Genomic DNA, 12825 nt, shown 5'->3' on the forward strand with positions numbered 1-12825 from the left:
ATTAACCCTAACCCTGTTATTAATTAAATAGAGATTTTATGATGAAGAAGAATTTACTTGCTGTTGCCCTGCTGTCCTCTGTTGTTGCTGCTCCTGCCGTATTTGCTGCAGACGGTACAATCAACTTCGTCGGTGAAATCACAGACGTCGCCTGCACCGTTGATACCAACTCGCAGAACCTGACGGTCACCCTGGGCAAAGTGGCCTCCACGGCATTTACCGGAGTTGGTTCGACCTCTGCCCCGACGGCATTCCAACTGGTCCTGAAAGATTGCCCAGTTGCGGCGAGCAGTGCCGTGGTGAAGTTTGACGGTACCAGCGTGGCGGGCGACAACAGCCTGCTGGCACTAGGCTACGGGGTAGATGCGGCAACGGGTGTGGCGATCCAACTGTCAGACGCCAGCCAGCAGGTAGTGAGATTATTTGAAAATTCACAGCCTTATGCCCTGGCCCCCGCTGTGGCTAACACCCTGGACTTTGTTGCCCGCTACAAGGCGACGTCCAGTGCGGTAACGGCGGGTATCGCCAATGCCAGCGCCCAGTTTACGGTGATATATCAGTAAGCCCCGCGGGTTGTTATTTTAATGGGGAAAATTTCACGGGTGAAATAGATGGGTCATTGCCACACGGACGTTCTGAATTTAATTCTGCCTCTCATGCAGATGCGGTGAAATAACATAAATTCATTGACCCATTGACTGTAAATAACCCGCTGTGAGTTGGAACCTAAGTAACGCGTGCTTTTTGTAAAACAAATATCCAGGTCTGTAATAACTTCACGGGGAGAGACATGACAATATCAACCAAACTGAAATTCGGCGGGTTATGCTTATTAGCCACTCACAGCATGATCCTTAACGCAGCGGATGTCAGTACAATCAATATTACGGGAAATGTCATCGCCTCTCCTTGCGTTGTTGACAGCAGCAACTCGGTCATCAATGTCGATCTGCAGCAAATCCAGGCGACGACGCTGGCGACAGCGGGAACCGGGAGTGATTGGAAGTCTTTCCAGATAGTCCTGAGAGACTGCCCGGCATCCACCTCCAAGGTACAGGCCACCTTTTCCGGTACTCAGGATGGCGCAGATGCCGAACGATACAAGAACCAGGGCACGGCAACCAATCTCTCGATCGAATTAACCGGGAGCGATGGAATGAACTACGGCAATGGCAAGACGGCCACAGTTGACGTAAACAGCGGCAGCCAAACTGCCACGTTTTCACTGAGAACCCGCGCTTACACCGCAAGTGGCGGGGTTACGCCCGGCTCAATCAATGCCTCGGTCGTCGCCTCGTTTACCTACAATTGATGGGCTTTGCGCAACAGCAAAGCCCAACGCGTCGCGCTGAACCTCCGCCAGGAAATGAAAGGGAGAATGAATTCGAACAATGATGTCTGCATACATTAAGAATTGTATTTGCATCACATTTAACAAACATAAATCTCATCCAAATGGCAATGGTATCCAGAGACGGGATATTATAGACGCCCATGGCGGACGGTCTGACTTTTGGAAAAGAGAAGGAAAATCATACTTAATCCACAACAGACAAGAAATATGAGATGAAAGCAGTATTTATTAGAAGATCATGAAACGTGCGAAATATTCAATGATACAGATCAACCGATAGCAAACTGAGTCTGACGTGAAAGCAGAACGAAAATGATGAAATATCGGTATCTTCACCTACAGATTGGCTATTTCTCCCCAATGCTTTTCATGCGCTCCAAATACCCTCTACTTTAGTTCCATATACTTTTACTCAATCAAACTTTACGAGGTTTATGCATGAAAAAATCGGTCAAATTGAGCGCATTATCGATCACTCTTGGTATGACAATGTTAACGCACTTTCCTTTGTATGCTAATGACACAGACTATAAGTATTCGCTGTCAGACGGAATAGATATTTGTTTTAAGAAAGTTAAAGAAAAACTCGGCGATGAGGCAAAGGTATCAACGATAAGAGCCTCTTTTGCTTCTGGTGGTGACATTGATCCCCGCAGTGCTAACAGGCCGCAAGGTGTGATGACAACCTGTACTGTCACTTATCAGAATCCGGAAGACCCGAAAAAATTGTTAAGTATGCGCATGGATACCCGAAGTGGTGAGTTTAAAAAACCTGCCCTGGTAGAGATCCGCGTTATGGGCGATGCATCAAAATTCAACGTGAATGACTATTTGATTTCACTTGATAAGGTCGTTCTAACACCCCTCACCGCGTTTATGACCAGCCAGGAGAAGAATTTAAGTGAGCATTACTCCAAATTCGCATGGACCGGTGTGAGTTTAAGTGCTCCGGGTACCTTTAGTAATGTGCATCATTTGCGTGTTGATGTTGAGGGGCGGCTTGCCGTCAATGACATCAAAGAGAGTGGTTATGCTGACATCTCGGTTGATGGCAAAAAGGTTAATAAAAATCGGTTAATCAAATAAAGGGTGATCCCTCTAATTAATCGACTTTGCTGCAAAATCTGCCCGTAGCACGCTATTTCGTGGACTATCACGCGGTAACGATGACAGAAATAACATCATGCCTCACTCAAAAGTGGGGCATTTTTCCTTCTGAATACAACAAAAAAACCCACACTATTACCTTTGCGTTTATATACTTTCAAAGAGAAGTATAAATTCGCGTTTAGCGCTGAACTTCCCGTTCTGCCAATCTGTAGCAGATGAGTCTGCAATTCTATTGGCATCATGGCTTCCGGTTACAGGAAATTATCCTATGAAACTTTGGCATAAGGCATTGCTCTGTGGGTTGTTGCTGGCGTCGCTCGGCGCATCAGCGGGCGTCATCGTTGGCGGTACACGGGTGATCTATAACGGTGGCAAGAAAGAAGCCGCGCTGAACGTGAAGAACCCCGATAAAGTCGCTTATCTGATCCAATCCTGGGCTGAAAACCCGGAGGGTGTGCAGGGCAAAGCGCCTTTTGTTGTCACCCCACCTTTGTTCAGACTCAATGCGGGGCAAGATAACGTGCTGCGCATTGTCCGCGCCGGGGGCAATCTTGCGGAAGATAAAGAATCCCTGTTCTGGTTGAACGTCAAATCCATTCCTTCCACAGAGAAGGCCGACAACACGCTGCAAATCGCCGTCAAAACACGCATCAAGCTGATTTATCGCCCGGCGGGTATCAAAGGTTCCTTGAACGACGCGGCGAAAAACCTCAAATGGCAACGTAGCGGCAATGCGCTGCAGGCGATCAACAACTCTCCTTTTTATCTGAGTTTCTATTCGGTTTCACTCGGTGGGAAAACGATCCCTAACGTGACGATGGTGGCGCCTAACGGCACGGTGAACTTTACGTTACCCGCAGGAGTGACAGGCAGTGCAGTCAGTTGGAAGATCATCAACGATTATGGTGGCACCAGTGATACCTACCAATTTTCCCTTTAATACTGGCAATCTTTTTGCACGTTAGTGGAAGACATCATGTGTCAGCCCTGAATCCATCCAGGTTCCGACAGTGAGCAGGGTTCCTTGAATGCGTCATCAATCAGATACGTACTTAGGTGAAAAAAGCGCCCTCTCCAAATGGGGGGCGTTGGCGTGCCTGCTGGTTTTGATGGTGGCTGGCCTGCATTTTGCCCAGGCACGCGAGTATTTTAATCCTGAACTGCTACAGATCGATAATCCTGAACAGGGAGGGGCAGATCTCTCGGTTTTTGAGGCAGGCAACTCACAGGCACCGGGAGAATACCAGGTTGACTTGCTGCTGAATAATCAGGTCATTGACTCACGAGTTGTTGAATTTGTCCAGCGTAATGATGAGACAGGAAAGAGCAGTCTGGAGCCCTGCCTGAGCAGTGATGATCTGGCCAGCATTGGCGTGAATATCGCCGCGTTTGGTACGTTGACGGAGACGGACGGTTGCGTCGATTTATCCGCCAGCATCCCCGGTGCCTATACCGAGTTCCGTTTTAACAGCCAGCAGTTGAACCTGAGCATTCCGCAGGCAGCACTGAAGAGCGAGGCGCGCGGCTATGTGGATCCGGAAGAGTGGCAGCAGGGTATTCCGGTGCTGCTCACCAATTATAACTTCAGCGGTTCCAACTCCCGTGCCGACGAAAATACCGAGGGCAGCAATAGCTACTACCTGAATCTGCGTAGCGGTCTGAATTTGGGCCCCTGGCGTCTGCGTAACTATTCTGTCTGGAACCAGGAGAGTGGGGGCGATAACGAAAATGGGCAATGGCAGTCAATCAACACCTATCTGCAGCGCGATATTACGTTATTGAAAAGTCAACTGATATTGGGCGACACCAACTCCGCCAGCGAGATTTTTGACAGCGTCCCTTTTCGCGGTGGTCAACTGATGTCTGATGAAGAGATGCTGCCGGAAAGCCTGCGCGGCTATTCCCCCGTAGTACGCGGTATTGCCAGAAGCAACGCACAAGTCACCATTCGCCAGAATGGATACGTTATTTATCAGAGCTATGTTCCGGCAGGTCCGTTTGAGATTAGCGATCTGTATCCGACCTCCGGTAGCGGCGATTTGGACGTGACCATTACCGAGGCAGACGGCAGTGAACAGAATTTGGTGATCCCTTTCGCTTCTGTTCCGGTGTTGCAGCGGGAAGGGCAACTTAAATACAGTCTGGCTGGGGGGCGCTACCGCCCGGCGAATAATCAGATAGAGGAAGATTCCTTCGGCCAGGTTACTGCGATCTATGGCCTGCCCTGGGGGGTGACGCTCTACGGCGGAGGGCAGACAGCCAGTCACTATCAATCGTTCGCGTTGGGGGTTGGCAAGAATATGGGGCAGATCGGTGCATTCTCGGTCGACGTCACCCAAGCCCAGGCCACGCCCGCGAATGCACAGCGCAGCAATGGACAGTCTTTGCGACTGCGTTACGGAAAAAGTTTTGCCGAAACCGGAACCAACATCAGCTTCGCGAACTACCGCGACTTCTCCGATGGCTTCTACACGCTACAGGAAACGCTGGATACCTATAATGGGGAGTCTGAGCAGCCTGCTGAGATGCCGCAGCACCGCCGCAGTCGCATAGAGGTTACGGTCAGCCAGAATCTGGGGCAAGAGGTTGGCTCTCTGGCGCTCAGTCTGGTGAATGAAGAGTTCTGGGACGGGCCAAAGGTGCAGACCCTCGGCGTGGGGTATAACAACAACTGGCGTGCCATCAGTTACAGTATCAGCTATAGCCAGAGTAAGAGTCCTCTTAACAGTAGTGGTACCGAACATCTGCTGTCGCTGAATGTCAGCATCCCGCTTTCTGGCTGGCTCGACAACACCTGGGCCAGTTACAACATGAACAGCAGCAATCAGGGACGGGTCAGCCACACCCTGGGACTTAGCGGTACGGCTCTGGAGCAAAACAATTTGAGCTGGGGTGTGACGCAGGGGTACAGCAGTCAGGAAAACGGCAGCAATGGCAACCTGTCGGCGGGCTACCGGGGCGGCAGTGGTCAGCTTAATGCAGGTTACAGCTACGGCAGCCAGCAACAACGGATCAACTACGGTGTCCAGGGGGGAATACTGGTACATGAAAATGGCGTTACCCTGTCTCAACCCTTGGGTGAAACGGTCGCCCTGGTAAAAGCACCGGGTGCCAAAGGGGTCAGTGTAGCGAATAGTACGGGAGTGAAAACCGACTGGCGTGGCTATGCCGTGGTGCCCTACATCACCCCGTACCGCTATAATATGCTCGGGCTGGATACCGCCACGTTGCCCGAGGATGTCGAGTTGGAGCTAACCACTCGGACCGTCACACCAACACGCGGTGCGGTGGTGGTGGCCGATTATCAACCTCGTATCGGCCAGCGGGTGATGATGACCCTGCTACGGGCTAATGGTCAACCTGTGCCCTTTGGTGCCACGGTCACTGACGCCGATCGTACAGAAGAGCATGCCAGCATCGTCGGCGACGGTGGGGAGGTTTACTTAACCGGAATGCCCGAAAAAGGCACGCTGCTGGTGCAATGGGGCAAAGAGAGCGGGCAGCAGTGCCATGTGAGTTATCAGTTGCCTGCGCCATCACGCACGTCGCAAACCGCCGGACTGACCCTGGTCAACGGCAATTGCCAGTAGTATTCTTAAAACATTCCTCTGATAATCAGTGACATAAACATCCTCTCTTTTGACTACCTAAATTTATCGAATTTTTCACAAAACAAAAACATGGTGATCGGGATCTCTGTTTGTGACGATTCCGTTGGTCGAATGAAAATATTCAATTTAGTATTGTATTCACAATATCGAACAACGTCCGCATATACGAACAAGGAAGCAAGACATGTCATCGTTTGAATACATGAATCCAGTGAAATTTTATTTTGGGGCCGGTAAGTTTAAGCAGGCAGGGGATATCGCCGCCGCTTATGGCAAAAAGGCGCTGATAGTGGCTTCAGACAGTGCCAAGCCAACGGGGCAACTGGCTGCATTGAAGGAAAATCTGACGAAGGCAGGCATCACGTTCAGCGTATTTGATCGCTTTATGCAAAACCCATTATCCACGCTGGTTGCCGAAGGCGCAGAAGTGGCCAATCGTGAAAGCTGCGATATGGTGATCGGCATCGGTGGCGGCAGCGCCATGGATATGGCAAAAGGAATTGCTTTCTCCGCGGTAAACGAAGGAAGTATCTGGGACTATGTTTACGGTAAAAAGCAGGGAACGTCGGCGTTACCTATCGTATTGATCCCAACAACGGCAGGAACGGGCAGCGAAGCAAACCGTACTGCCGTGTTCAACAACCCGGAAACAAATGATAAAAAAGGTCTCGTTAACCCGCTGATCTATCCGAAAGCCGCGATCATTGATGCAGAACTCATGCTGACCCTGCCGAAACGCGTTATCGCGGGTCCGGGTGCAGACGTGCTTTTCCATGCCCTGGAATCCTTCATCTCCAAGAATGCGCATCCGATGAGTGAAATGCTGTCGTTAAAAGCGATTGAACTGATCGCGCAAAATCTGCCGCGTGTTTATGATGACGTCACCGACCTGGCGGCGTGGGAAAAAGTCACGTTCGCCAGTTCACTGGCCGGGATGGCTATTGACTGTGCGGGTACCACGTTGCCGCATGCCTTGCAGCATCCAATGGGTGGGTTGCTGAACGTTGTGCATGCAGAAGGTATTGCTGCAATCTATATGCCTTTCATGGAATACACCTGGCCGGCAGCGCCAGAGAAATTTGCCGCTATTGCCCGTGCAATGGGCGTTGATACCCAGGACATGACGACCGAACAAGCCGCTGCCAGCAGCGTGGACGCGGTCAGAAAACTACTGACCCATATCAATATGATGCCAACGCTGACAGAACTTGGGGTGAAAGAGGAACATTTTGATTGGATGGTGAATAATGTTCTCACCACCATGAAAGTGGTGCTGTCGAATAATCCAAAAGTACCTGATGCTGAAACTATTCGCGGTATCTACCAACGCTGCCTCTAATAAAAATAAGGGGAGGTAGGCGAGCAATAATTTGCCTACCTTTCAATAGTTACCTGATTTTGCCAGGGAATTCACATGTATATTATCATTGATTGCGGCTCGACCAATACCAGACTGTATTTAATGGACCAGGAAAATGTCGCGGATAAATATGAGATCGCGATTGGTGTCAATAGTACGGTCACTACTGGTAATAACCAGCAACTGAAACAGGAACTTACTCAGGCAATTGAAAAATTGCTCGAAAAGAATGACCTGAATGTAAAACAGGTGGATTTCGCTATTGCATCGGGGATGATTACTTCCAATCTGGGATTAATGGAGATCCCTCATCTGGTTGCGCCAGTGAATATCAATGACTTCGCCAGGCACACCGTTCAGGTTGCAGGAAATGAGATTCTGCCACTCGATTTACCTATTATCTTTATCCCTGGCGTGAAAAACGATATGGGTGAAGCGACATGGGACAACATCAGGAAGATTGACCTGATGCGGGGTGAAGAGACGCAGGCTATCGGTGTGATCGCCAGCATGCAGTTGACGTTGCCTGCCACCATCGTGGAGTTGGGGTCAACCACAAAACTCATTCATATCAATAGGGATGGGGCGATCGCTGGCAGCATTACTTCGTTGAGCGGACAGGTCTACGCGGCCGTTCGCAAAGAAACATTTATCAATGCCAGTATCGTCAATAACGAGAAAAAAGAAGAGAGTATCTTCTCTACAGAGATTCTGAAACACGCCTACGAATGTGTCAGTAAAACCGGGTTGTTGCGCAGCCTGCTCTTTACCCGTTTTATTCAGTTTTCATTACCCACCACCGCGGCAGAGCGTAAGTTTTATTGCGAATCCACTATCGCGGCGGATGATATGAAACTCTTTGATGAAGCGGAAGAACAGGGTTTCTCACTCGAAGGTGACATTATTTTTGTTGGCGCACCTGAGCGCTGCAAGATATATCAAGAAATGCTGAAAGAGACCAGGGATGTTAAAAATAATATTGTCTCAATAACAGATTCACAAGAAATCGCCATGCTGGGAATTAAAGGGGCGTGCTATATCGCCAAAAGTCATATTTGTTAACAGGTTCTTTATTAATACCCGTACTGACTAACAGCAATATCTATTAAGACTATACTGAATAATTATCATATTACTCATCAAACCTCTGGGAATTTACTATGTATGCAATAACCATAGATACAGGGACGACAAATACGCGCGTAAGCGTATGGAAAGATAATGACATTATTGCTCAGTCTTTCCAGGCCGTAGGCGTGCGTGATACCGCGATCAGCGGCAGCAAAGATACGTTGATCAAGGGCGTGAAAACGGCCGTTGATGACGCGATGAAACAGGCGGGGATCACGTATAGCGATCCGCTGATTTTACTGTCGTCAGGCATGATTACCTCCAATGTGGGGCTCTATGAATTGGCGCACCAGATTGCTCCGGCAGGTATCGCAGAACTGGCGCAGGGAATGGTAAAAGTGGACATGCCGGAAGTTGCCGACCAGCCGATATGGTTTGTACCTGGCGTGCGCAATAATGCCGACGCGGTATCAGCAGAAAATGTTGAAGCCATGGACATTATGCGTGGTGAGGAGACTGAAACGATTGGTGTCATCCAATCCATGGGTCTGCAAGGTCCGGCGCTGATCATTCTGCCGGGCTCGCACTCAAAGTTTATCCGTATCGATGAACAAAACCGGATCACAGGTTGTGTCACCACCATCGGCGGCGAACTCCTGGATGTCATCACGCAAAATACGATTCTGGCCAGTTCCCTTGAACATGGTTTCGCCGATGAAATCGACAGTGCTTCCTTGCTGCAAGGCAGTCGCACTTGCCAGCAGGTTGGCCTGTCGCGCAGCTGCTTCTCGGTTCGAATTTTAGATATGTTTGCGAAACAATCGAAAAATCAGAAAGCCAACTTTTTATTGGGCGCAGTGCTCTCCAGCGATATTACCGCTATCAAAAATAGCGATGCGCTGAAAGTAACGCCTGATGTCACGATCGTCGTTGGTGGTAAGAAAATACTTAAAGAAGCCTTCGCCGCATTAATTAAGGATGACGCCTTCTTCACTGGCAAAATCCACGTTATTGATGATAATCCGCAGCCCCTTTCTGGCATCGGAATTATGGAATTGGCACGTTATAAAAAACTTTTGTAATCACTGTATCCTACGAATGAATTATTGATAGGGCTATCACTATGAATACAACCGTGAAATCAGCGGCAGCCACGCAGAGAACAGGGAAGAAAAGATGGTTTGTTGTTTTCCTGTTATTAATTGGCGGCATTATTAACTATATTGACCGGGCAAGTTTATCAATAGCTGCACCGGATATGATGAAAGACCTTAATTTAACCAACACGGATATTGGTTTGATGGGATCGGTTTTCGCATTGATTTATGCGATGTGCCAACTTCCGTCAGGCTGGTTGGTGGATAAATTAGGTCCAAAAAAGGTATATACTTGGGCAATTGGGTTGTGGAGCGGTGCCACCATGTTGACGGGTGCGTGCAGCAGTTTGGCCAGCTTGCTTTTTGCCCGTGCCTTGCTGGGTGTGACCGAAGCCCCTTGCTGGCCGGGTGCCGCGAAGATTACGGCGACCTGGTTTCCTAAAAAGGAACGTGCGCTGGCGACCGGTTTCTGGGACGCCGCATCAAAATGGGGCCCGGCAATCGCTCCACCGATTCTTGTCGCCATTATTGTTCCGTTCGGCTGGCGTTCGCTGTTCTATATTGCAGGTGCGCTTGGGTTAGTATTCATGGTCTTCTTTGTGTTCCTCTATCATCAACCAGAGAAACACCCAACAATCACCAAAGAAGAACTGGATTATATTAAAGAGGGCGGTGGCGGCACGGCAGTAGGTAACGCTATTGGTGATGACGGCAAGAAAATTACCTGGGGCTCATTATTTAAATACAAATGCGTATGGGGAATGATATTAGGTTGGTTCTGCTACGTATGGATGATGAACATTTTCACCACCTTCCTGCCGCTCTATTTGATGAAAACGCAGAATATCGAACTTAAGTCACTGGGTATTTATGCAAGTATTCCGTACTTTGGTGGTATTGTAGGTGCAGTCGTCGGTGGATATATTTCCAAATGGTTAATGGACCGCGAGATATTCAAAGATTCACTGGTTGCAAAACGCGTCACAATTAGTGTCTCAGCACTGTTAGCCGGTATTACGGTAGTTTGCATTCCTTTTGCCACCAGTTTGACATCGACACTTGCTCTGCTGGTTGTCGCAATGGCTCTGCTTTCTGCGCTGTCTGCGACGGGTTGGGCATTACCTGGTGACGTTGCACCTGCAGCAATGGTCGGTTCAGTAGGGAGCATTCAGAACTTTGGTGGATATTTTGCTGGTTCTTTATCACCTCTGGTAACGGGCATGATCGCTGACGCAACGGGTTCATACACATTGGCATTCGTGAGTGGCGGTATTATCGCTGGGTGTGCAGCCTTGTGCTACTGGTTCCTGGTAACCAAACCTATCGCTGCAACTAACTGAAAATATTGAGCATAATGACACCGGCAGGATGAGAATCAATGCAGTCTGCCGGTGATTTACACGTAGTACGCCGTAGAGAAGGAATGCGCTTTGATTAAGCAAAAGGTTATTCAGGCTATTGAAGAGACAGGAATTATAGCCATTGCTCGCCACGTGACACCGGATCAGATATTGCCGCTGGCGCAAGCATTGTATGAAGGAGGTATTCGGGTCATCGAAGTGACCTGCAATACCGTTGGATATTTGCAGTCTATTGAAATGTTGTCAGCTGAATTCGGCGATCGGATGTATGTCGGTGCGGGTACCGTGTTAAATCCTATTATGGCTCAGCTCGTACTGAACGCCGGAGCCAACTTTGTACTGGCACCTGACTTCAATCCGGAAGTTGTAAAAGTAGTTCATGAACAACAGCGGCTTATGATCCCAGCTGTCGTGACACCAAGCGAAATGATGCAGGCTTGTCGCATGGGGATAGATTTGTTGAAATTGTTCCCGGCTAAAGCCCTGGGTGCGGATTATCTCAAGGATGTCCGCGGCGCACTCGATTACCTCTCCCTGATTGCTGTTGGTGGGATTACTTTATCGAATACCGCAGATTTTGCCAAAGCTGGCGCTTTTGCTGTCGGGGTCGGCAGCGAACTCATCAATAAGAAAATGATCGCCGACGAAAATTGGCAGGGACTCACTGAACTTGCGAACAATTTTGTTACCACGTTTCGCAATGGCAAAACGCCACAGGCCTAAAGAGCAGAGTTCGTCATCACGGCGCTGGATAAGCGCCCTTTTTTAAGGGATTTTAGAGGATTGGATACGCTATAATAGTGGAAATATTTTTTAAGGCTTTTATTCAATGGACAAATTTAACCGGTCAGTGGGGCGGGCGCTTGAGATCCTCGAACTGCTCGCGCACAGTCCAAATGAATTGACCATCACGGAAATCAGCAAGTATCTGGATATTCCCAAAAGTACCGCGTTCGATATCATTTATACGCTGGTCGATAAAGGATACCTGGAAGTTGCCGACGATCGCCTCAAGTCCTTCCGGCTTGGGGTGAAACTTTTTCAGGTCGGTTCTGGCTATCGAGACAAAAAACCTTTCTATGATGTGGCGAAGGCAGCTCTCGAAAAAATCACCGCACAAGTCAACGAAACATCATTTCTCGCGATCGAAAGTGGCGGGATGTTGGTTTACCTCGACAAAGCAGAAAGTGAAAGTTCTGTTCGCACCTCGTGCAAGTTAGGATCAAACCGTCCAATGTATTGCACCGGTTTGGGTAAAGCGCTGTTGTCTTCCTACTCCGATGAACGTTTGCTTGATATTGTTCGCCGAACGGGTGGCATGCCGAAAATTACGCCAACGACAATCACCACGGAAGAGCACCTGCTTCGTGAAATGAATGAAGCGCGCAGAAGAGGGTACGCGATCGACGATCGTGAACACAATATGGATGTATTTTGTGTGGCCGCACCGATCTACGATTCCCGCAATGAACCCTTGGCCGCGATCAGCGTCGCTTGCCTCTCTTCAAAAATGCTTGGGAATCCTCAGCGGATAAATGAGTTGGGAACATTGGTTTCTGAAGCCGCACTATCGATTTCACATCGCATTGGTTTCAGGGGCGATCGGCTTTACAACGTCAGTTAATCATTCCTGTGCATAGATCCAGATCTGTTGCGCTGCCAGTTTGATCCCCACGATAAAAGCGTAATCCTATAATCTCCGGATTGTAGGATTATATCTCTGATTAAGGATCCCGTTACCTTACTGTTTTCAAAGGCAAAAAATGCCATCAACTCAGGTATGAATAGTTTTTTCTTGAATTACTTTATATAATGGGACTTATATAAAGCTATCAACGATCCTACCGATCTCTTTATCGAT

The 12825-nt window shown here is 48.8% G+C and carries 11 protein-coding genes; all 11 read left to right on the forward strand.

Annotation, left to right across the window (positions count from 1 at the left end; all coding sequences use genetic code 11):
• Positions 1 to 41 precede the first annotated feature (41 nt).
• The 11 genes from DRI82_RS20765 (at position 42) to DRI82_RS20815 (ending at position 12588) form a co-directional block, all read left to right on the forward strand.
• Positions 42 to 563: a fimbrial protein gene (locus DRI82_RS20765; RefSeq protein ID WP_114195861.1), complete on the forward strand. Its 522-nt coding sequence runs from the start codon at positions 42 to 44 to the stop codon at positions 561 to 563.
• Positions 564 to 790: 227 nt separating this feature from the next.
• The gene (locus DRI82_RS20770) at positions 791 to 1312 is read left to right on the forward strand and encodes a fimbrial protein (RefSeq protein WP_114195817.1); all 522 of its coding nucleotides are present in this window, start codon (positions 791 to 793) and stop codon (positions 1310 to 1312) included.
• 480 nt (positions 1313 to 1792) lie between these two features.
• Positions 1793 to 2440 carry a hypothetical protein gene (locus tag DRI82_RS20775; RefSeq protein WP_114195818.1) on the forward strand — a complete coding sequence of 216 codons (648 nt, stop codon included), beginning with the start codon at positions 1793 to 1795 and terminating at the stop codon, positions 2438 to 2440.
• 292 nt (positions 2441 to 2732) lie between these two features.
• Entirely contained in the window at positions 2733 to 3404 is a 672-nt protein-coding gene (locus tag DRI82_RS20780; RefSeq protein WP_114195819.1) for a fimbrial biogenesis chaperone, read from the forward strand.
• A gap of 88 nt (positions 3405 to 3492) precedes the next feature.
• Positions 3493 to 6054, forward strand: a complete 2562-nt coding sequence (locus tag DRI82_RS20785; RefSeq protein ID WP_157968115.1) for a fimbria/pilus outer membrane usher protein — start codon at positions 3493 to 3495, stop codon at positions 6052 to 6054.
• Positions 6055 to 6259: 205 nt separating this feature from the next.
• The gene (locus tag DRI82_RS20790; RefSeq protein WP_114195820.1) at positions 6260 to 7414 is read left to right on the forward strand and encodes an iron-containing alcohol dehydrogenase; all 1155 of its coding nucleotides are present in this window, start codon (positions 6260 to 6262) and stop codon (positions 7412 to 7414) included.
• 75 nt (positions 7415 to 7489) lie between these two features.
• Entirely contained in the window at positions 7490 to 8497 is a 1008-nt protein-coding gene (locus DRI82_RS20795) for a 2-dehydro-3-deoxygalactonokinase (RefSeq protein WP_114195821.1), read from the forward strand.
• A gap of 98 nt (positions 8498 to 8595) precedes the next feature.
• Positions 8596 to 9588, forward strand: a complete 993-nt coding sequence (locus DRI82_RS20800; protein WP_114195822.1) for a 2-dehydro-3-deoxygalactonokinase — start codon at positions 8596 to 8598, stop codon at positions 9586 to 9588.
• 41 nt (positions 9589 to 9629) lie between these two features.
• A complete protein-coding gene (locus tag DRI82_RS20805; protein WP_114195823.1) occupies positions 9630 to 10943 on the forward strand; it encodes an MFS transporter in 1314 nt (437 codons plus the stop codon).
• A 90-nt stretch (positions 10944 to 11033) separates the two neighbouring features.
• A complete protein-coding gene (locus DRI82_RS20810) occupies positions 11034 to 11687 on the forward strand; it encodes a bifunctional 4-hydroxy-2-oxoglutarate aldolase/2-dehydro-3-deoxy-phosphogluconate aldolase (RefSeq protein WP_114195824.1) in 654 nt (217 codons plus the stop codon).
• A 106-nt stretch (positions 11688 to 11793) separates the two neighbouring features.
• Positions 11794 to 12588, forward strand: coding sequence for an IclR family transcriptional regulator (locus tag DRI82_RS20815; RefSeq protein WP_114195825.1), 795 nt, complete (start codon positions 11794 to 11796; stop codon positions 12586 to 12588).
• The last annotated feature ends 237 nt before the right edge of the window (positions 12589 to 12825 follow it).

Origin of the sequence: Edaphovirga cremea, assembly GCF_003332275.1 — a bacterium.
Lineage (GTDB): Bacteria > Pseudomonadota > Gammaproteobacteria > Enterobacterales > Enterobacteriaceae > Edaphovirga > Edaphovirga cremea.

Coding starts and splice junctions, on each gene's coding strand:
- DRI82_RS20770 (WP_114195817.1), top strand. CDS start 791: ATGACAATATCAACCAAACTGAAATTCGGCGGGTTATGCTTATTAGCC.
- DRI82_RS20765 (WP_114195861.1), top strand. CDS start 42: ATGAAGAAGAATTTACTTGCTGTTGCCCTGCTGTCCTCTGTTGTTGCT.
- DRI82_RS20800 (WP_114195822.1), top strand. CDS start 8,596: ATGTATGCAATAACCATAGATACAGGGACGACAAATACGCGCGTAAGC.
- DRI82_RS20795 (WP_114195821.1), top strand. CDS start 7,490: ATGTATATTATCATTGATTGCGGCTCGACCAATACCAGACTGTATTTA.
- DRI82_RS20780 (WP_114195819.1), top strand. CDS start 2,733: ATGAAACTTTGGCATAAGGCATTGCTCTGTGGGTTGTTGCTGGCGTCG.
- DRI82_RS20785 (WP_157968115.1), top strand. CDS start 3,493: ATGCGTCATCAATCAGATACGTACTTAGGTGAAAAAAGCGCCCTCTCC.
- DRI82_RS20805 (WP_114195823.1), top strand. CDS start 9,630: ATGAATACAACCGTGAAATCAGCGGCAGCCACGCAGAGAACAGGGAAG.
- DRI82_RS20790 (WP_114195820.1), top strand. CDS start 6,260: ATGTCATCGTTTGAATACATGAATCCAGTGAAATTTTATTTTGGGGCC.
- DRI82_RS20775 (WP_114195818.1), top strand. CDS start 1,793: ATGAAAAAATCGGTCAAATTGAGCGCATTATCGATCACTCTTGGTATG.
- DRI82_RS20815 (WP_114195825.1), top strand. CDS start 11,794: ATGGACAAATTTAACCGGTCAGTGGGGCGGGCGCTTGAGATCCTCGAA.